Origin of the sequence: Okeania sp. SIO3I5, from assembly GCF_010672085.1 — a bacterium.
GTDB lineage: Bacteria > Cyanobacteriota > Cyanobacteriia > Cyanobacteriales > Microcoleaceae > Trichodesmium.
The window spans coordinates 8,295-29,426 of the sequence record NZ_JAAHHT010000015.1 but is presented as its reverse complement, the minus strand read 5'-3'; the positions used below and the strand labels follow the sequence as shown (position 1 = coordinate 29,426).

Below are 21,132 nucleotides of genomic sequence, written 5' to 3'. Positions count from 1 at the left end.
TTGATCAGTAATGACTTAACCCAGAAAATTGAGGAAGGATTATCCATTCAATTACCTGCTAGAGGCAAAATTAAAATCGGTTCAGCTCAGTTAAAAATTTTAGGTAGTCAACAATTTGGGGTAAATATTTGTCTTCCTGGTTTGCCATTACATATTGCTGACTTAGACCTAACACCAAGCCAAACAATTCTAGTACCTAATATCAAATTTTTCTCTAAAATAGAATATCAAGGCGATCGCTTGACCGAAAGTACACCAATTAAACTAAAACATAACGACTTAATTACATTTCATGCCGAAAATGGTGTTTATAATGGTAAAAAATTATTCAGATTTGTCTACTATAATCGCTTCTTGGACCCGCAAGGTTAGTCTATCTTTATTAATAGTAAATTTCTACATTAATCCGAGTTTTGCTCAAGTCAAAAATCTAGAAATTATTGAAGCTATTCCTGACCGAAATGAAGGAGAAGTTACGCTACGCGTGAAAGTCTACGATCAAAACAATAAACCAGTAAAAGGTCTGGAAAAAGATGACTTTAACTTAACAGTTTGTCCGCCGAAAGCTGAAGCAAAAACTGGAGAATGTCAAACTTTAAATCAGGCAGATATTAATTTAAAAATTCCCCTGCCTAAAGAATTACCTCCGGCTTGGGTAATCCTTTTATTAGACTTTAGTGGCAGTATGAAACAATTAGATAGTAGTGGAAAAAAAACTAAATTAGAAGGAGCGATCGCTGCCATTAGAAAGTTCAATCAAGATTTAGCAGAAAAGGGGGAAAATACCAAAATTTCTATCGTTCCTTTTGGCAAAGGAGGTAAAAATTGTCCGGGAAATCAAGTAACGAAAAAAGAACTAGATAACTTTGTTTTAGCTGGCAAGAAAAAAGTCGAACAAACTCTAAAAAAATTAGAGAGTCAACTAGATAATCTTTGTGCAGCTACAGATATTTATGAACCTTTGCGTCAGGCAGTACAATTTTTTGGTAATCCTGAAGATACTCGTTTTAATCTATCAGCAAATTCTAATTTACCTCAGCCAAGACGTTCAATAATTTTACTTTCTGATGGTTATCATAGTATTTATGGAGAGAGAGAAAATGAACCAGAATTAGAAGCACAAGACTTTGAAAAACTTGTGTTTATGTTGAAAAGTTATCCTAATATTACCGTCCATACTTTAGGTTATGGTTTGACTCCCCAACAGTTACAACAAAAATATAATTTAAAGCAACCTCCAACTATTAGAGATATTAGTAAAAGAGGCGGAAAAAAAAGTAATAACTCAGAGAAATTCAGCGAACTTAGCGCCGAAGAATTTGTTGACCAAAAACGACTCCAACAAATAGCAGAAGTAACTAGAGGTATTCCTGAATTTTCTGGAAATGCTGAAAATATTTCTAACAGTTTGACCGAATTTTTAGAGGCTTTATTTGATGAGTATCAAATTAATTATATTCAACCAATCAATGCTGACCGTGGTTCCTTACATAACGTGCAAGTTAGTTTCAAATTGCCTAATAATTTAGTAGATTCTGAATTAGAACCTTATGTATTTCCTTGGGTGTCACGTTCCCTACCTCGTCTAACTAGAATTATCATTTTTTTATTCACATTAGCAGCATTATTAGGAGGTGGTGTAATACCATTTTTATTATGGGCAAAATCAATTAAGTCTTAGGGAATAGGGAGTAGGGAGTAGGGAGTAGGAAATAGTGGCATGAGATGTATTAATTTGAACTAGAATCCTCCCCTACCATTGCACTATTTTAGCTGTGTCGAGCTACCACAAATTTTGCTACAATTTTCTAGAATTAAGTAGAGAAGTAAACTATGTCTATTCCAGAAACCAAACTATCAACCTGGGCAAAGTATCAGCAAACTCAATTAGCAAGCTAATGAGGAAAAATTATGATGAATATACCGATTAAATTACCTGATAGTTGTAATTTTTCAGATTATTTGAAATTGAATTATTACCCGGAGGATATCTTAAATTACTTTGGTTATCAATTAATTATAGAAGAGTTGGTTTTGCCCAAGTCTCAACGACAAATTGATGGATTAAAAAATCTCAAACAAAGGTTTCGCAAAAGTCTTCCATTTATTACTTTAGATAGTGAGATGGCAAGGCGAGAATTTTTAATTGCTCCAGTCTTGATAGAATTAGTTGATTATTGTCAGGCTCAACTCAAAGTTTCCTATCCTTTAGAAATTGAACCTCAGCTCAAAGGTTCTCTAGATTATTTTTTACAAGCAGGAAATAATTTATTAGTTATTGAAGCAAAAGATGAAAACTTAGAAAGAGGTTTTAAACAACTAGCAGTTGAATTAATTGCTCTTGATAAAGGAACAGAACCAGAAAAAAATTTATTATATGGAGCTGTTTCTATAGGAAAAATTTGGCAATTTGCTCTTTTAAAACGACAAGAAAAGCAAGTTAAGCAAGACCTAAATTTATATCGAGTACCTAATGATTTAGAAGATTTAATGAAAATTTTAGTAGCAATTCTCATTGGAGTTGAAGAAGAAAGGGCGTTGCTGAATACTGGGATTTGAGACTGATGCGGAGAGGCGAGGATGGGGAGGATGGGGAGGATGGGGAGGATGGGGAGGATGGGGAAGATGGGGAGGATGGGGAGGATGGGGAGGATGGGGAGGATGGGGAGGATGGGGAGGATGGGGAGGATGAGGAGGATGGGGAGGATGGGGAGGAGGGGGAGGGTGATGTCCTCCCCCTGTGTTGACATTGATAATAACAAAATGCTCCTAGCTTGTGTCTTGGGCCTATGAACGTTTAGCTTATGAAGGTATCCGAATCCAGGCCCTGGCTTTCATCCCGACGCTCCCCCTCCCCCCTTTCCAAGGGGGGTTAGGGGGGATGGAGAGCGCGGGACTTCCCGCCAGGAAAGTTAATTAAGACTTGATATAAACAGGACAACGCGCTCTGATAACAACAAAGATTCTTTAACAGTTCCACACCTACTGCAGGTTTTAGAACTAGGAAACCATCTATCAGCAATGGTTAAAGATGAGCCGTAGAGTTGACATTTGTACTCTAACTGTCTGCGAAACTCGTAAAACCCCATATCTGCAACAGCCTTCGTAGGGGCTTTCCGGCCGGAAAGCCCCTACTAGATACAGTGGTTATGCGTAAGTCCTGATAAAATAAAAAATAGATTATAGTAGATAATGATAGATTTTGTCAAGCTGTTATTTACCCGCTCTAGTTCCTCAACTCCCCCGCGTCGTTTCCAACTCCCCCTCCGTTCGGTTTTAATTATCCCTTTTATTTTGCAAATCTTTGCAGCGGTGGGATTAGTGGGTTGGTTCTCCTTTCGCAATGGACGGCAAGCAGTGAATAATGTTGTGGCTCAGTTAACACAAGAACTGAGCGATCGCGTAGAAGCAACAGTCCTTTCCTTCCTAGAAGTGCCTCACCAAGTTACTCGCATTAATCTAGATGCTATTCGTCAAGGTTATTTGGATGTAGATTCTGCCATTGATATTAATCTGCCCTTGAGACGTTACTTCCTCAATCAAATTCAACAATTCGATACAGTTAGTGTCATTGGTTATGGTAATGAAAAATTAGAATATCTTGATTTAGAGAAGGAAATCGTTGGGGATGACAAGAATCTGATCGTCACCCTATCCGGAAAATCGACAGGTTACACTCAAATTGTTTATGAGATTGACGACCAAGGATATCTAGGACGAGCATTTTCCAAAACCCCTAATTACGATCCGACGGTGCGTCCTTGGTATAGATCGGCAGTTGAAACTGGAGCAGCGGTTTGGTCTCCCATCTTTGTGTTTGTGAGTCAGCCAAAAATTGGTATTGCTGCTGTAACTCCTGTCTTTGAAGCAGACTCTAAAACTGTAAAGGGTGTCACTGGAGTCAATATAACTCTCGAACACATTAGCAATTTCTTGGAAGAGCTAAAAATCGGCAAATCAGGGCAAGTCTTTATTGTTGAATTGGATGGTTCTTTAGTTGCTACATCTACAAGTGAATCCCCCCTCCTGATTAAAAAAGAGAATCAAGAGTCAGTCACCACAAGAATCACAGCAACAGAAAGCCAGAACAAGTTAACTCGTGCCAGTGCTGACTATCTTATAGGGCAATTCGGCAGGTTAGACCAAATCAAAACCCCCGAAAAACTAGACTTTAAATTGGATGGGGAGCGTCAATTTCTGCAAGTAACTCCCCTTAAAGACGAGCGGGGTATTGAATGGCTGATTGTCCTCGCCATTCCCGAAAAAGACTTCATGGAACAGATCGATGCAAACCGTCGGCAAACTATCGTTCTCTGTTTCCTGGCTCTAGGAGGAGCAATCATTCTAGGTTTGTTCTCATCCGAGTGGATAGCCAAGCCAATTTTGCGCTTGCAAGAATCTGCCGGAGCGATCGCTAATGAAAGCCAACTCATTCAGAAAGTTGACATTCGAGGTATCGCTGAATTAGAGAATCTCGGCACATCCTTCAACAGAATGTCCGAACACTTGCAAGCATCCTTTAGTGCGTTAGAACAAGCTAATACCCAACTTGAACAACGAGTACAAGAGCGAACAGCCGAACTTGAAGAGCGAACCTCTGAACTTGAAGTCGCCAAAGAAAAAGCCGAAGTGGCGAACGAAGCGAAAAGTTCATTTATTGCCAACATGAGTCACGAGTTGAGAAGTCCATTGAATGCTATCCTCGGCTTTGCCCAAATGATGACTCGCTCCCAAAGTCTGCCTCTCGAACACCAAGAAAACGTCGGTATCATCTACCGTAGTGGAGAACACCTCCTGACTCTCATCAACAACATTCTCGATCTCTCTAAAATAGAGGCTGGTAAAACAACCCTTAACGAAAATAACTTCGATTTACACCGACTTCTTGACGACATCCACGATATGTTCCAACTTAAAGCTGACGGCAAAGGGTTGCAATTGTTACTGGAAAGAGACGACAGAATACCACGTTACCTGCGCACCGACGACATGAAACTACGTCAAGTTCTGATTAACCTGCTCAACAATGCCATCAAATTCACTGAAGTAGGAGGTGTTATCCTGCGAGCTAACACCATTGATAACCCCGAAAATTCCATGCTAAAACGGATATCCTTTGCTGTGGAAGACACCGGAGCGGGAATCGCCCCAGAAGAACTAGACAAGCTCTTTGAAGCCTTTGTCCAAACTGAAACCGGCAAACAAGCACAAGAAGGAACAGGGTTAGGGTTGCCTATCTCCCGTAAATTCGTGCAGTTAATGGGTGGCGATATCCAAGTAACCTCCGAAGTCGGAAAAGGGACAACCTTTAGTTTTGAGATTCAAGCAGAAGAGGTGAAAGCTGAAAACGTAGAAAGCCAAAAACCGAAACAGAGAGTTATCGCCCTAGCTCCCAACCAAACCCGCTATCGTATCCTGATCGTAGATGATAAAATCCTTAATCGCCAGTTGTTAGTGAAATTATTTAATCCCCTAGGTTTTGAACTCAAAGAAGCTAGTAACGGCAAAGAAGCGATCGAAATTTTCGAGGTATGGGAACCCCATTTGATTTGGATGGATATGCGGATGCCAGTCATGGATGGTTATGAAGCAACCCAGAAGATAAGAGCGACAACAAAAGGACAAGCGATCGCAATAATTGCTTTGACTGCAAGTGTGTTAGAAGAAGAAAAAGCAGTAATCTTGTCCGCAGGGTGTAGTGCTTTTATGAGAAAGCCATTTCGAGAGGAAGAGATATTTGAGGCCATGAGAGAACATATTGGGGTAGAATTTATCTATGAAGAAGCACAAAAGAAAGAAATTAAACTAACAAAGGATATATTAACGCGAGAAAATTTAGCAGTATTACCGGAAGAATGGCAAAGAGAATTAGAGGATGCTATCCTGAGTTCAGATCGTAAAACCATGAATGGTATAGTGGAGAAAATTGTTGTGGAGAATGAGGAGTTAGGGGAGGTTTTAAAAGAATCCCTTTATAACTTCGAGTATGAAAAAATCTTGGCGTTGCTAAATTAGTAGACTTCTTGCAGAAGTCAGGGAATAGGGAATAGGGAATAGGGAATAGGGAATGAAATTGTTGATTTAATATCTTGAATTTATTTTATTTTTGATTTTTGGAGATGTCTAGTGTATAATATTAATTATTTAGGAGTCAGGAGTCAGGAGTCAGGAGTCAGGAGGGAAGAAAAAAGAAGGAAGAAAGAGTAGTAGAAGGAGAATGTTTTTTGTTCGCGCTCCGATTAGGATATGATATCATACCTCAAATCAGCCACGCCAAAATCTTAAATATTTTATCTTAAACAGGACTTATATCATGTCCGGTAGCATCGGTATTGTAAAAGGGTAAGAATTCAGAATTTAGAATTTAGAATTTAGAATTCAGAAATTTGGGATGAAGGCTTGATTTATCTTGGAATTAAGGGTATTAACCCCAAAACAACTTAAAATTTCCTGTAGATCTGAACCCTTTGGTTTACACAAATGATGCAAGCGGACATGATATTACAGAGAACTAAAAGTTGCTCACAAAATTATTTTCCGTACCTTTTTCCTAAAAATATCTTCTCTATTCCCTATTCCCTATTCCCTATTCCCTCTATGTGTATTAATTATGATTGAAAATAACGGTCGAATTATTGTTGTTGACGATACCCCTGCTAATCTGCATTTATTATCCAATCTTTTGGAGGAACGCGACTATGAAGTTAGAGCTTTCCCCAGTGCTAAATTAGCCTTAATGGGAATGAAAAATTTCCTTCCCGAATTGATTTTATTGGATATTACGATGCCACAAATGAATGGTTATGAAATGTGCGAGTATCTCAAGGAAAATGAAAAATGGCGAGATATTCCCGTAATTTTTATTAGTGCATTGAACGAGATTTTTGACAAAGTTAAAGCATTTAGCGTCGGGGGAGTGGATTATATTACTAAACCAGTACAAGCTGAAGAAGTTTTAGCTCGTGTTGAAACACATTTACAACTTTTTCGGTTGCGAGAAATGCTCGAAAAAACTAACTTTATTCAGTCTCAAAAATTAGCCCAACAAAATCGACAACTCAAGACACTCAATCAAGAACTGGAAAAAACTAATAAGGAACTGAAAGAGAAATACTTGCAACTTGAAGAGGCGCAACTGCAATTAGTTCAAAGTGAAAAAATGGTGACTTTGGGCAATCTCGTGACTGGAATTGCCCACGAAATCAACAATCCTCTTGGGTTTATTGGTGGTAATATCGGCCTTGCAGAAGAATATCTGCAAGATTTATTAGTAGGACTTTCTCTCTATCAGAAACATTCCCATCTTGATGATGAAATCCTTGAAAAACTTGAAGACTTACAGCTAGAAGTTATTGCTGAAGATTGCCCCAAACTAATTGCTTCAATGCAAGAGGGATACAATATCATTCGCAATATCAGCAGATCTCTGGGAATATTTGCTCGTACAGATACCGATCAGAAAACCGAGTTTAATTTGCACGATGGAATTGACAGCACCTTGTTAATTTTAAAATATCGTCTCAAAGCTAACAAAGATCGTCCAGCTATTGAAATTATTAAAAATTATGCTAATATGCCACCAGTGCAATGCTATCCAGGGCAACTAAATCAAGTGTTTATGAACTTATTTGCCAATGCCATTGATGCCTTGAATGAAAGCAATGCTGGAAAAACTTTTCAAGAAATAAAAAAAGAACCAAATCGGATTACTATTAGAACGGAATTAAGCGAGGATAAACAGAAGGCGATCGTGCAAATTGCTGACAACGGAACAGGAATACCAGAAGAAGTGAAAGTCCGGATATTCGAGAAAGGATTTACCACCAAAGCAGTAGGCAAAGGAACAGGTTTGGGGATGGCGATCGCCCATCAAATAGTCACAGAAAAACACGGTGGTAAGATTAGCTGTGATTCAACACTTGGGCAAGGTACAATTTTTACGATCGTGATTCCCAGTTAACGAAGTCAGAAGTCAGTAGGGACTTGCTGGCCATTCGCCCGTACAGAAGTTGACGCATGTAACGGGGATTAGAGCAACGCTCCAAAAACGTTTTGCCGATCAAGGCGGGGTTTTAGACTCAATTAATTTTGATAAAATAAGGTAGGGAACATGGAACAGGGAGGAATACTTACAGCAGTTTTCATTTGGGTAGACCACAGTAGGGACGTTCCATGGAACGTCCCTACGGGGTTTTGCTTGTGACGATGTGGTTCATCAATCTGAAAAGCGCTGTAAGAGCAAGAAAAAACTTAAATTTCCTGTAGATATTTACCTTTTTGTTTACACAAACGATATCAGTGGACATGATATTAATTCTATTCAGATCCTGAGATGTTGAATTGTTGACAAGCAATATTTGCAGTATATGACATGAATAGTCCTCCATTTTTCCTGAAAAGGATGTTTGAATTTGGTAAGCTGTGATGCAAATTGGCGTTATAGCTGAAACGCTTTCCCTGTCTTTGGTTACCTGGATTTTACCATCAACCCCAACATAAAGTGTAGATGCGCGACAACTTATTATTAAGTCTAATCGATCGCCCCTCACCCAATCCATAATCGTTGCATAAATATACAAACTTCAGATGACTAGATTGGGTATTTCTCTGGAGGAACATTTTGTGCAGTGTATTGATATAGTGAACTAATCTTAAGGAACCTCTCAAATAGGTTCAAAATTCAAAGTTGAATGTAGGTTATCAAAATATTGAATATGTAAGTATGTTTGAACACGAGATATCGCAACCTTAATTTCCTTATACTCTATTAATTTTTGCTCATCTTTTCTTAAATCAGAGTTTTCCAAGATAGATACATGATTTGATTTATAACCTTCATCAGCGCCTAAGACTATAACCACAGGTTTTTCCTTACCTTTGGCGTTTTCTGCACCCCAAACAACATTCAGAAAACCAAGTGACGCCTTATTTCCTGAACCATCGAAAGTTTTTGCTTTGATTCCCTTCTTGTCCAAATATTTTTTTAAATTAGAAATACATGTTTCCCATGTATTTTCATCATCAATTCCAGCTTTTTTATCAGGAAGAACAATTACTAATATATCTCCAGGTAATAGCTTACTATCACTATCTGGATTATCAAAATTTAGATATGAAGATACTGTTTCATAAACATACTGATGTAAGTCATCTCTCGATTTTTGATCAAATAGTGGAAATGGTCCTACATCAGGTAAAATTTGCGTATTTTGACGTTCAGAAGCGTACAAAGGGAGATCCTCAACAATCTCTAGTGAGGCATTATGATTTTGAAAACTTTGCAAAAATTTTGCTATTGCTTTTGTATAGCGTAATTGAACATTTAATCCAAATTTCTTCATCTCCCAATCTCCAGGGTTACGAATGTGGACAGCAGTATGATAGACGGACTGGTTTGGATCTCCAACGATCATAGCTGATTTAGAATCTTGCTTTAAAAGCTGACCAACTAATTTTCTCTGATGATTTAGGAGATCTTGAACCTCATCGACAAAGAGATTGTCATATTCTATAATTTCACGTAACACCTTAAAGCTTACATCTCTCCAAGTACTATCTGCCTTGATAACAAACATTTCCGGATCTAATATAGAATTGTTGTCTAAATAAGCTCTATATTTATTGTATAAATGCCAAATCAGTCTTCTATATGCTTCATTCCTGTATGGTGCCTCTCTTACAAATCGTCCTCTATCAGTAATATTTTTTGGAATAATGTACCTAGTGATTGAAGAAACACAGTGATTCACTAGAGTTTCATTTTGCTCTTCGTTATAACGCCTACCTTTCTCTACATTATTTTCTCTAATAATCTCACGCAAAATTTTTCTACGTGTCTCCAGCGCCTTCTTTGTATTTTCAAACTCTTTCAAAGGAGCTAAGTTAGCTATACTACCCTCTAAAGATAATTCAACAAAATCTCTACACCACTCGTACAAACTATATACTTCTACAGTTTGTATTTTATCTTCTCTGATTTTGAGTTCGACTTTACCAGTTTTTGGATTAGGGATTTTATCAATCTTTTCTATCATACTAGAAATCAGATACTCTCCACATCCAAGATTTTCAAATCTTTGTTTAATATCTTCTGATTGATCGTTATTGAACGTAATGAAAAGAATATGCTTTCTACGACCTTTATCAATAGCTTCGTTGATCAATTTTAGCGCACGAACTACCATAAGCTGAGTTTTTCCTGTGCCTGGACCTGCTAAAACTCTAATAAAACTATCCTCTTTTAAGGAAAAAATATCATTTTGGTCTTCTCTAGCAGAGATCAGCTCTGACCAGAACTCTATAGATTCTTCAATACTACTTAAACGACTAGTCTCAACTTTATCTTCCCGGTCAGAAAGACCATGGTCTGAAAGCAATTCACGAGGATCATGCGACTTGACGTCGAAATGGTCTAAAATCTTACCTTCTAAAGCTTCTCTAAGAGCATCATCAATGTTTATGTTATATAATTCATCAATAGCGTCATCAAAGTTATAGTTCTTCAAGTCAACCAAGCTAAACAATGTTTCATAATCTAACTCATTTAGTCTAGGTTTTAGTTCAGGATCGCTAGGATTAAACCATACTATATTTCTAAGAATAATCTCTGGCTTCAAGTCGAATTCTAGCTTACTCCTAACTCCTTGACCTTGATGTTCAATTTCTCTATACCTTTTGAAGATTTTAAAATATTCTATTCTTTCTTTCTCTTTGAGTCTATAAACCTTTTTTGAACTTAGAGGTAAAAGACCTGTGAATACCGATAAAGAAGTACCTTTATCATAGCTCAAATAATCATAATATATGCCTAGAGAATTAGAACTAGGATAGTTTTTTGGTACAGGAAATAAAGATTTATTGGAAGTAGTTGATAAATCGCCAATAGCATAAAGAGATTTCTCTGAAGATACATTTGCTGCTCTAACATTCTTAAAAAATCTCTGATTTACTATAGCAGGGAATGACTTTTTGCTTCCATCCAGGGGGTGATTATGAACTTCAAAGTCATGAATTAAAATCAGATTATTTTCTTTTGAAAAGTGTATAGCTGGATTATAATAATCACCGTTCACAACAGCATTTAAAACTTCATCTTTCTTCTCTAAATCAGTGGCTAAAAAGTCAAATAGTTTTGAAAGCCTATCTGCAAACTTCCTTTTTACTTCTCCAGGACTATGTGACCAGGAAAATAATTTAGAAGTTACTTTAGATGAGAATAAAAAAATCATAAATAGCCCCTTATATTACATATCTTTCAATTGGTAATAGTATAACTCAAAGAATTGTCGAGCGTGCCTCACCCGAGCCACAATAGTTACAAAAATATATAAACTTCACATGGCAGGATTGGGCATCTCTCCAAAAGAACATTTAATACCAATTACTATGCATTAATGCTATACTTCAGCTATGCTTAAACACCTCAATATTTACCAAGATTAAAAGTCTGTTTTTGACAATTTAAGGTGGGTTAGTATAGATTTTTCCTATTTTTCCTCTCCCCAAGCCTCCCACACTTCCCACACTTCCCCACCCAATCTTATGTAGCATTCTTTTTGAGAAATGGTATAAGATCAGCCCCTTGTCCCAGATGCTGTAGCTTGGAATAAAAACTCCCTCGCTCACAAACAACCACAGAATGCGAGTCCGCCGATTTTGGGACGGTGCGGAGCAAGGAACATAGATAATTAGCCCATCTTCAATAATGAATAATTAACAATTAATAATTAATAATTACCTCTTCTTAAAAAGAAGAGGATTGGTTAAAAAGAAAATTTTTTTTATTTTTTCTCCTTGAAAGGAGAGGCTTTAAACCTTTATTTTTCGGTAATCCTGGTGTTCCTCCAGATACGTCAAAACATGGCAAAAATTCGTCCCGCCTCGTCGATAAAATTTCAGGGCAAATAGCCATTTGCCCCTACGATAAAGGAATACTTACCAAGAAAGGAAACGGACACTAAGGGATGGTAGTTCTGCGTAAGTCCTGATTAAGATAAATACTTTTTCTTAGGGTGCATCTTAATGCAAGAAAAAAGCCAAAAATTTATTGCTTTTAGGGAACAGGGAACAGGGAACAGGGAACAGAGAATAGGGAATAGGAAAAAAGTATTTTGGCAAATATGAGATGCACCCTTTTCTTATTCATCCGAAAACTATTAAAAATTAGAAAAATTCTTCTATATCATTATCATTACTTGATTCCAGATTTTTATCCTCTTTAATTTCTGACTGGTTTGCCAAGTCCTGTACATTATTTTTTTTCTCTTTTCCATATTTTGCTCCTGGTTCTGCTGCACGTTTAGCAGCCGGATTATTAATTTCATAAATCGGCTCATTCTGAGTATTTTCTAATGGCTGAAATTCTGATTTTTCCTGTTTTTGCTCTTGAGATTCAACAGATTTTTTGACATTATTTTTTTTCTCATTTCCATATTTTGCTCCTGGTTCAGCAGCCAGTTTAGCAGCCGGATTATTAACTCCATAATTAGGTACTGGTCTGATAACTTCTAACTGCTGAACTTGAGAATTTTCCTGATTTTTATCTTCAGATTTAGGAGATTTGTGCCGCCTAATTCCACCTCTACGTCTCCGAGAAGTTTGCTCTTCCGTGGTATTTTCCGTAACAACTTCATACAGAATTGCTAACTTATTTTTATCGCTACCTCGACGCAAAATTCGACCTAATCTTTGAATATATTCTCGTTCGCTACCTGTACCAGACAAAATAATTGCTACCCTCGCATCTGGCACATCAACACCTTCATTTAAAACATGAGAAGCGACAATAGTTTTATATTCCCCAGTCCGAAATTTACTTAAAACTTCATGGCGTTCTTTGACAGGAGTTTGATGAGTAATTGCCGGAATTAAAAAGTCATGGGAAATTCGATAAACCGTTGCATTATCCGCCGTAAAAATTAAGGTACGTTCAGGAAAATGTTGAGCAAGTAAATTAGCAAGAGTTCGCAATTTTCCATCAGTACCAAGAGCAATTTCTTTAGCTTGACGATGAGATAACATGGCTCGACGACCAGCAGTAGAACGAGCGCTCGCTATAACAAAATTTTTCCAACCATTTACTCCTCCTAATTTAATATTTGCCTGTTTTAAAAAGTCATCTCTAATTGTCATTAACTTATTATATTCTTCCCGCTCCTGTTGCGAAAGTTTAACCATTATTTGCACGATTTTATGGTCAGCTAAAGCAGCACCTGCTAACTCTTCGGGAGTTTTGCTGAAAACGGTAGGTCCGATTAAATGATCTAGGTCAGAATGACGTCCATCGGAACGGTTAGGAGTTGCTGTTAAACCGAGGCGATAAGGAGCGATCGCGTATTCGGCAATTACGCGATAAAAATCAGTGGGCAAATGGTGACATTCATCGAAAACTAAGAGAGCATATTTATTGCCGATCGCCTCCGCGTGAATAGTCGCACTATCGTAAGTCGCCACTAAAATTGGGGTTTTATCTCTGGAACCACCTCCGAGTAAACCCACCTCCACATCAGGAAAAGCTGCGTTCAAATGTGCATACCATTGGTGCATCAAATCTAGAGTTGGTACAACCACCAGGGTACTGCGGGGAGTTGCCTGCATTGCCAGTTGCGCCAAATATGTTTTACCAGAAGCAGTCGGGAGAATGACAACACCATTTCTACCGCTTTGTTTCCAAGCTTTCAATGCAGCTTCTTGATGGGGATAGGGTGGCATCTCGAAACTAGGGATAAGTTCGAGAGGTGCAAATTCTTTTGCTTTGTCAACAAAGTCGATTTTTTCTGCTTTTAAGAGTTCCACTAAAGGGCGATAGTCTATTGCCCGAACTCGGAATTTTTCCACCCTGTCGTCCCAGGTAGCGTAGTCAATCCAAGCTTTCCCCTGGGGTGGGGGATGGAGGATAAGAGTGCCGCGATCGAATGAGATTGTTGGTTGACGATACATTGATTTAAAAATATCCTTGATTCAAAACTTTATTTAGAGATAAATTACTATTATCAATTAATACTTGAATTTTATCAATCATCCTTTGAAAAACATCAGGATAATTAATATTTTAAAGCATCTAAAAATTCTGCATATTCTTGTCTATGAATACGTCTTGCCTCCGGTGTTTTATGTTCTTGTCTAAGATTAGCAGAAAGACGCTTTGATTGACGCACTATTAAAATATCATCAAGCTGAGTTGATACAATAGAAACTGATGTCATATCTAGAAATTCGCAAATCAAAAAGTATAGGGAACGAGGAACAGCTATTTTTAAATCTCTGCTAGTAGCAATTGCTTCTTGAAACACAGAAATCATTAATAGACATCTCCAGAAAAGAGGGAACAGGGAACAGGGAACAGGGAACAGGGAAGAAAAATTGATAATTTATGGATAAGAATTGATTTTAATTTTTATTTTTGGAGATGTCTAATTCTTTTCCCCTATCCCCTATTCCCGACTCCCTACTCCCTCTTTTTCGGAGATGTTTATTGTTTATATCCATCAACAAATTTAGGTGGTGGTGCTGAGGAATGGTAGAGAGAGTGTGGGAGGTGTGGGAGGTGTGGGAAGTTGGTTCGTGTGGGAAGTTGGTTCGTGTGGGAAGAAATTACAAAACTTATGTATCTTCGCCATTCCTCAGCAGGACTACCCAAATTTATTTTGGCAGCACTTCATCAGTCAGTTAGAATTAGAATTAACAAAAATTACATAACTAGCCGATTTTCACTTATGAAAACCAAGATCCCATTATACCATCCCCAGTTAGGTAAGTATCTAATATCATATCGTAAGGAATTGAAGAAGGATAGTCGACTCAAAATAGGTATAATTTTGCTAATTCCAGGTTTACTTTTCCTGTCAATACTCGTTTTTATGTTTCTGGCTGGAGGTGGAATAACTGACAATGACAAGCCACTGTTAATTCTTTGGGTTGTAATATTAGGAGCTAAGTTGTCAATTGGAGGTGTTTTGGTTGGACTTGCTTTAATCACTCCTCGTGGAAATCAAGAACTGTATGAAGGAGGACTTGTCTTTACTCAAGGAAATCAGCCCAAAATCATTCCCTTTGATCAAATTATTACCGTATGGCAAAAGCAAATTGATATGTCTTTCTACAGTCAAAAGCCATCACTCGGTGTTACTAAATTGTACGGAAAAAGGCTCTATCAATATCGAATTGAGACAAAAGATCAGGGGATGGTAATTTCAGAAATTCAAGAGATTGGCAATTATACTGTAGAGATGTTGAAGCAACGAGAGCTTCCCCGTCTCAGAGCTATCTATAAACAAGGCAACGATATTCAATTGGGTAAGCTGACTCTAAATCAATATGGGATCAAGTATAAAAAGAAAAAATTGCCCTGGTCAAAATTAAGATCAATCGGAATTAATCGATACTATCAGCTCATTATTAAATCTAAAAAGAATTTAATATTTATACCATGGCTTACTATTGAAGCCGAGAAAATTCCGAATTTTCCGGTGCTTTGGCAAATCTTAATGGAGCTGCAAATCCAAATGGGATTTCGACTATACAGTAACTGAAAAACAGCGAATCCCAGGGAGTGACAAGTTAGTTGAAAGCCATATATAAAAAGGGAATTGCGTTCGGGACTTGACAATATTTACTACCACCCTTTATTTGGATTGTTTTTTTTGTCTTCGGGCAAAGTTATAGATGTCGGGACTTACGCAATCCCTACCAACAAACCGGGTTTATTGCTTGATTATTGTCTCTCAAACCACCAAGCTTCCTTGATCAACCCGGTTTCTGCGCAAGTCCTATTTATATAACAAATCAGAACTATTTCCTCTACCAACCGAAAGATCAAAAATCTTCTCTGAGAAATATTGTTATATCTTAAACAACTCAAAAATTATGCTAGTTTCTTAACCATTATATATATCATTCTAACTTCCTAATAGTTAGAAAATTGCATTTAACTATCTAATGTGAGTCTAGGAAGCGATCGCAAAAAAAATAGCTATAATTAAAACTTTTCTCTCGGATTAAATCTAGACTTAATGAAAAATCTTAGCAACTACTAAGTTGGGTTGGCCAAAAAATTTATCTTTATGACAAGTTTGCTATGCTGAGAATACAAAAGAATAAATTTTTGGTAGTCCTGCTGAGGAATGGCGAAGATACATAAGTTTTGTAATTTCTTCCCACACGAACCAACTTCCCACACGAACCAACTTCCCACACGAACCAACCTCCCACACTCTCTCTACCATTCCTCAGCACCACCACCAAATTTTTGAAGGATTTTACCTATGGTTCAGTAAAGGCTAAATTCCTGAGAAATAGCTGAGTCAGAGTTTTATTGCAGAATATCATGTACACAGCTAAGTTAACAAATCAGCTCTTTAGGACGCTCCGGTAAACTTATAGATATATCTAAATAAAAACTCCAAGGTATCGTGACCGAGATAACGTTTACTTTCAAAAAAAGTGAGCTTGCTTACCATTTAAACGACTTAAACGTTTTGATTAGATTTGTGGTAAGTCCTATGCTTTTGTCAATCTTGTTCTAGAGCAAGGGGTTCATTTAACTTGCTTATTAGCCTTATCAGTTTAATTTTAAATATTAATTTACAATACTTCAAAAGATCGGTTACTATTACTATAAGTTAAAGAAAAGTTAAGGTATTCCTAAGCTATCCCTGGAGCGGATAATTTACCACCTTGAAAAGAGTTATAAAAACCAACAATCCCAATTAAAAATTAAAATTTAACCATGACTAATAACTACTCCTCAGATACAGATAAATATTTAGAAAATTACCCCGAAATAGATAAACCAGAAGAAGCTTGTGGTGTTTTCGGGATTTATGCCCCAGAAGAAGATGTTACTAAACTTACCTATTTTGGTTTGTATGCTCTACAACACCGAGGTCAAGAATCAGCAGGAATTGCTACTTTTCAAGACGATCAACTATACATACACAAAGGAATGGGGTTAGTATCTCAGGTCTTTAATGAGTCAATCTTACAACAGTTGCCTGGTAATATAGGTATTGGTCATACTCGTTATTCTACTACTGGGTCTAGTCTGATTATCAATGCTCAACCTGCTGTTGTTGATACTCAGTTGGGGCCACTAGCTTTAGCGCATAATGGTAATCTTGTCAATACAGCAGAATTAAGGGAAGAGTTAGTCAAACGTGGGTGTGATTTTAAAAGCACTACAGATTCAGAAATGATTGCATTAGCGATCGCCACAGAGGTTAAGATTGGTAAAAGCTGGCTAGAAGCTGCTATTTGTGCTTTTCATTTATGTCGGGGGGCCTTTAGTTTAACTATTGGTACTCCAGAAGGTTTGATGGGAGTACGTGATCCTCACGGTGTAAGACCTTTGGTGATTGGTACTTTGGAAGGGACTAATCCAACAAGATATGTCCTAGCTTCGGAAACCTGTGCTTTAGATATTATTGGTGCGGAATATCTGCGAGATGTTGAACCTGGAGAGTTAGTTTGGATTACAGAAGAAGGTATGGCTTCTTTTCACTGGAATCAAAAACCCCAGAGGAAGTTATGTATTTTTGAAATGATTTATTTTGCCCGCCCCGATAGTATTATGGAAGGGGCTAGTTTATATAGCTACAGACTTAGAATTGGACGTCAGTTAGCAAGAGAATCATTAATAGACGCAGATATGGTAATAGGTGTTCCTGACTCTGGCATTCCAGCAGCGATCGGTTTTTCCCAAGAATCAGGTATTCCTTATGCAGAAGGATTAATCAAAAATCGCTACGTTGGGCGTACCTTTATTCAACCGACTCAACACATGAGGCAATCAGGTATTCGTATGAAACTTAACCCTCTGAAAGATGTGTTAGAAGGCAAGCGAGTGATTATAGTTGATGATTCAATTGTTCGGGGTAATACGAGTCAGAAAATTGTTAAAGCTTTACGAGATGCTGGTGCAACAGAGGTTCACATGAGAATTTCTTCTCCACCAGTTACTCATCCCTGTTTTTATGGAATTGATACAGATAATCAGGAACAATTAATAGGAGCAACAAAATCAGTGGCAGAAATTGCTGAAAAAATAGGTGTTGACTCTTTAGCATATTTGAGTCGGGAGGGGATGTTGAAATCAACAGAAGAAGACCCCAAGACTTTTTGTTCTGCCTGTTTTACTGGTGACTATCCTATTCCTTTACCAGAAAAAATGAAGCGTTCTAAACTAATGTTGGAAAATCCAGTTCAAGTTTGACATACTCCCGACGTTGCGCTTACAAGGGCATCGCGGGATTCTTCAGTCAGAGTTGCTCTGACCGCTGTTTTAACAGAGGTGATGTCCTTCCCCTGTGTTGATAAAAATCATAATCTATTGATTTGTAATTGTCAATAGCTATAGTCAATATATATCCTACAATATAATATGTATGCTACAAAGAGAAAATCCCCGATGAACAACACAGATAACGCTCGGCTTTCCCATCCCGACGCTCCCCTCCCCCCTTGGAAAGGGGGATTAGGGGGGATGGAGAGCGCGGGACTTCCCGTCGGGGGAGTTAAATAGGGTGTGCTGAAAAAAGCCTAGTGTGGGAAGTGTGGGAAGTGTGGGAAAACAGGGAAAGTAGGAGAAATAATTTTTCCTTGATTTTTCTGCCTCGCTCTGCCCCAAAGTCCTCACTTTATGCAGCTCTTTTCGCCGAAAAACTGATACTTTTTCGCGACTTAAAATGACTAAAACCTTTATCTATAAATGCTTTGATATTTAATCAGCAGAGCAATAATTATTGATAACTATTCTACCAGACAATAATATAAAACGATAGAATATTATTTTGATAATTAGTTACTAATAATTAAAATTTTTTGCTGAAAATTCCCATACCTTTTTCCACACTATAGTTTGGGTTTTTCAATCAACAATAATACAGTAATCAGGAATGATTTGTGAGAATTTTTATGATAGTTAATTTGAGCTGAAAACTCTAAAAATTCTGACTTCTGTAGGGGCGATTTCCGTTTTTCATGCTCCTACATTACGCGAATTGCCCCTACCACCAAAATCTTATAACTTAAATAGGATTGCTATATTTACTCGCTCATATTATCAATTCTTTTTTGATATTCATCCTGATCTTCAGTTTTAAATAAATCATTCATTAACCAATCTAATAGCCCCATTTCATCATCATCAACATCATAATCATCTTTACCAAAAATTTTCAGGAAATACGTTAAGCTCTTATTTTCAAGATTATCATAAACTTCTTTTCTGGCTTCACTATCAGAAATATTATCGTCTTTCTTTGCCTCCTTAGCTTGCTTGATTAATTCTTGAAATTTTTCTCTATCTTCTTGACTGCTCATTTTTTCTCTCCATTTTTCTGTAACTTATAAACTTTAAGTTCAACCTTTCTCATTAATACTTTGCTAAATTATTTCATACAACTTTTACAGTTTTATACTTTTTATAACTTCTTAATACTAACGATAATTACTTGAGAATATCCCCATCCGTAACATTTGTTTGTCCCAAATATTTCTCAAGATAAGGCGAAAACACCTCATAAATTAATGTCAGCGGTTGGCCATGATGCCAAAACAGATAATGTCGTCCCCAAAATGGTCCAGATTCACCAAAAGCTAACTCTAATTCTCTAGAATGACCATAATAAATTCCTTGGACATCTCGATACAATTCTGTCCGCAAACTAGCTAAACTTGCCCAAATTGGTAAAGACCGATTTTGCAAATACTCATCGACATGACTTGCTTCCCACCAAGATGTAGCATAGGCTAATCTTTGTCCAGAACCTGTTTTTAACCATACTTGTCGCCGTAATCTTGGACCAGGTACAGCATTAATTAAATCGGGAGCATTATCAAGATTCATGCCAATAGGGGACATATCTATTACATCAACTTCTGTTGGTTCAGTTGTCAATAGCTGCAAGTGACGAGTTGGGGAACCATCCCCAAGAAGCAATATTTGCCATGGGGGCGAAAGTTGGGAGTGGGGTAAACCTTGGCGAACGACTTCTTCTCCTCCTTGCCATAAGGGAGTTAAGGAATACCATCCTCTGGGTTGTGTTATGGGGTTTTTGGGTGAAATAGCAGTCATTTCAGTTATAGCGCTAGGCGCTAGGGAATAGGGAATAGGGAATAGGGAATAGTAATCTGTCAAAGGGTTTTCCTACGGAATGCTGCGCAAACAGGATTTATAAATGTCCACGCCCTTTGCTTCGACTGCTATATCAGTTAAATGTTCTTCTTTACAAAACTTAACTTCTTAAGTTAATCATAGCGTCTTTACTTAATTCCTTCTACTAGCATCACACTTCAGCAATCTTATTTCAGTTGTAACATTTTGGTGGTAGTTAGGTAGGAAAGCTATCGAATTAGGGACGTACGGAACTTATCAAAAGTCTTTAGTTGAAAGTTAATTATTATAGTGCTACGCGCTAGGGAATAGGGAATAGTAAACTGCCAAAAGGTTTTTCTTATAGGGAAATGCTCCGCAAACAGGATTTAGAAATGTTCTAACCTTTAAAAATTTTTACAACTAATTTAGGATTACTATAAAATGTTAATCATCATATTTTTTATTATTTGTCAAAAAAAATCAATTCCAACATTTATTCAAAGGTTTTATGACTTTTTGAAACATTGAGTATGAGACAAGAGAAAAGATAAGGTAATTTTAGGAAAGAAAAACAATGAATAAAAAACCCGATTCATCTTGATGGAAATCAATGACTAATAAGCCTTCAGAAGTTAGAGAAAATTTTAGTAAAAAAGTTTCTCTTGCTGGCGAATCAATGAATGAGCATGAAAATTTAGTAGAAGTTAAATGAATATTTGCTTGATTCATTAAAAACCTGAGAGCTGACCCCTAATAACTGAATTATCAAACATTTATTCCAAGGTTTGTTTGATGACTTTTTGAAACATTGAGTATGAGACAAGAGAAAAGATAAGGTAATTTTAGGAAAGAAAAACAATGAATAAAAAACAGGATTCATCTTGATGGCAATCAATGACTAACAAAGCTTCAAAAGTTAGAGAAAATTTCAGTAAAAAAGTTTCTCTTGCTGGCGAATCAATGAATGAGCATGAAAATTTAGTAGAAGTTAAATGAATATTTGCTTGATTCATTAAAAACCTGAGAGCTGACCCCTAATA

18 protein-coding genes are annotated in these 21,132 nt (G+C 37.2%); 10 read left to right on the top strand and 8 right to left on the bottom strand.

Translation table 11 applies throughout. The features are described from left to right. From F6K40_RS05160 to F6K40_RS05145, 4 genes are all read left to right on the top strand, one after another. Positions 1-372 carry a hypothetical protein gene (locus F6K40_RS05160; protein WP_293132311.1) on the top strand — a complete coding sequence of 124 codons (372 nt, stop codon included), beginning with the start codon at positions 1-3 and terminating at the stop codon, positions 370-372. After that, positions 335-1,681: a vWA domain-containing protein gene (locus F6K40_RS05155; protein ID WP_293132308.1), complete on the top strand. Its 1,347-nt coding sequence runs from the start codon at positions 335-337 to the stop codon at positions 1,679-1,681. Before F6K40_RS05160 ends, F6K40_RS05155 begins: the two co-directional genes overlap by 38 nt. Positions 1,682-1,911: 230 nt before the next feature. Continuing rightward, entirely contained in the window at positions 1,912-2,559 is a 648-nt protein-coding gene (locus tag F6K40_RS05150; RefSeq protein WP_293132305.1) for a hypothetical protein, read from the top strand. A 5-nt stretch (positions 2,560-2,564) separates the two neighbouring features. Beyond that, positions 2,565-2,747 carry a hypothetical protein gene (locus F6K40_RS05145; RefSeq protein WP_293132302.1) on the top strand — a complete coding sequence of 61 codons (183 nt, stop codon included), beginning with the start codon at positions 2,565-2,567 and terminating at the stop codon, positions 2,745-2,747. 165 nt (positions 2,748-2,912) lie between these two features. On the opposite strand, the gene F6K40_RS05140 is transcribed toward F6K40_RS05145, so the two are convergent. Continuing rightward, positions 2,913-3,089: a zinc ribbon domain-containing protein gene (locus F6K40_RS05140; RefSeq protein ID WP_365670208.1), complete on the bottom strand. Its 177-nt coding sequence runs from the start codon at positions 3,087-3,089 to the stop codon at positions 2,913-2,915. A gap of 223 nt (positions 3,090-3,312) precedes the next feature. On the opposite strand from F6K40_RS05140, the gene F6K40_RS05135 reads away from it, so the two are divergent. Then, positions 3,313-6,015: an ATP-binding protein gene (locus F6K40_RS05135; protein ID WP_293132299.1), complete on the top strand. Its 2,703-nt coding sequence runs from the start codon at positions 3,313-3,315 to the stop codon at positions 6,013-6,015. 595 nt (positions 6,016-6,610) lie between these two features. Beyond that, on the top strand, positions 6,611-7,960 hold the full coding sequence (locus tag F6K40_RS05130; RefSeq protein WP_293132296.1) for a hybrid sensor histidine kinase/response regulator: 1,350 nt from the start codon (positions 6,611-6,613) through the stop codon (positions 7,958-7,960). Positions 7,961-8,663: 703 nt separating this feature from the next. Here F6K40_RS05130 and F6K40_RS05125 read toward each other — a convergent pair. The 4 genes from F6K40_RS05125 to F6K40_RS05115 all read right to left on the bottom strand — a co-directional run bounded on the left by F6K40_RS05125 (position 8,664) and on the right by F6K40_RS05115 (position 14,300). Continuing rightward, on the bottom strand, positions 8,664-11,228 hold the full coding sequence (locus tag F6K40_RS05125) for a UvrD-helicase domain-containing protein (RefSeq protein WP_293132294.1): 2,565 nt from the start codon (positions 11,226-11,228) through the stop codon (positions 8,664-8,666). A gap of 934 nt (positions 11,229-12,162) precedes the next feature. Beyond that, complete coding sequence (locus tag F6K40_RS05120) at positions 12,163-13,938, bottom strand: DEAD/DEAH box helicase (RefSeq protein WP_293132292.1); 1,776 nt, start codon at positions 13,936-13,938, stop codon at positions 12,163-12,165. A gap of 4 nt (positions 13,939-13,942) precedes the next feature. Next, the gene (locus F6K40_RS40640) at positions 13,943-14,047 is read right to left on the bottom strand and encodes a Bpu10I family restriction endonuclease (protein WP_365670219.1); all 105 of its coding nucleotides are present in this window, start codon (positions 14,045-14,047) and stop codon (positions 13,943-13,945) included. Then, positions 14,043-14,300, bottom strand: coding sequence for a Bpu10I family restriction endonuclease (locus tag F6K40_RS05115; RefSeq protein WP_293132289.1), 258 nt, complete (start codon positions 14,298-14,300; stop codon positions 14,043-14,045). The genes F6K40_RS40640 and F6K40_RS05115 overlap by 5 nt, the downstream gene beginning before the upstream one ends. A gap of 215 nt (positions 14,301-14,515) precedes the next feature. On the opposite strand from F6K40_RS05115, the gene F6K40_RS05110 reads away from it, so the two are divergent. Next, on the top strand, positions 14,516-14,671 hold the full coding sequence (locus F6K40_RS05110) for a hypothetical protein (RefSeq protein WP_293132286.1): 156 nt from the start codon (positions 14,516-14,518) through the stop codon (positions 14,669-14,671). Beyond that, positions 14,604-15,530, top strand: coding sequence for a DUF6585 family protein (locus F6K40_RS05105; RefSeq protein WP_365670216.1), 927 nt, complete (start codon positions 14,604-14,606; stop codon positions 15,528-15,530). Before F6K40_RS05110 ends, F6K40_RS05105 begins: the two co-directional genes overlap by 68 nt. Before the next feature lie 543 nt (positions 15,531-16,073). On the opposite strand, the gene F6K40_RS05100 is transcribed toward F6K40_RS05105, so the two are convergent. After that, on the bottom strand, positions 16,074-16,223 hold the full coding sequence (locus tag F6K40_RS05100) for a hypothetical protein (protein WP_293132280.1): 150 nt from the start codon (positions 16,221-16,223) through the stop codon (positions 16,074-16,076). Positions 16,224-16,726: 503 nt separating this feature from the next. Between F6K40_RS05100 and purF the strand changes: the two genes are divergently transcribed. Both purF and F6K40_RS05090 read left to right on the top strand, forming a co-directional pair. Beyond that, complete coding sequence (gene purF / locus F6K40_RS05095) at positions 16,727-18,208, top strand: amidophosphoribosyltransferase (RefSeq protein WP_293132277.1); 1,482 nt, start codon at positions 16,727-16,729, stop codon at positions 18,206-18,208. Between the two features lie 329 nt (positions 18,209-18,537). Continuing rightward, complete coding sequence (locus F6K40_RS05090) at positions 18,538-18,684, top strand: hypothetical protein (protein ID WP_293132275.1); 147 nt, start codon at positions 18,538-18,540, stop codon at positions 18,682-18,684. A gap of 357 nt (positions 18,685-19,041) precedes the next feature. Here F6K40_RS05090 and F6K40_RS05085 read toward each other — a convergent pair whose 3' ends face one another. Further along, on the bottom strand, positions 19,042-19,317 hold the full coding sequence (locus F6K40_RS05085) for a hypothetical protein (protein ID WP_293132273.1): 276 nt from the start codon (positions 19,315-19,317) through the stop codon (positions 19,042-19,044). A gap of 127 nt (positions 19,318-19,444) precedes the next feature. After that, positions 19,445-20,071, bottom strand: coding sequence for a chorismate lyase (locus F6K40_RS05080; protein ID WP_293132271.1), 627 nt, complete (start codon positions 20,069-20,071; stop codon positions 19,445-19,447). Between the last annotated feature and the right edge of the window lie 1,061 nt (positions 20,072-21,132).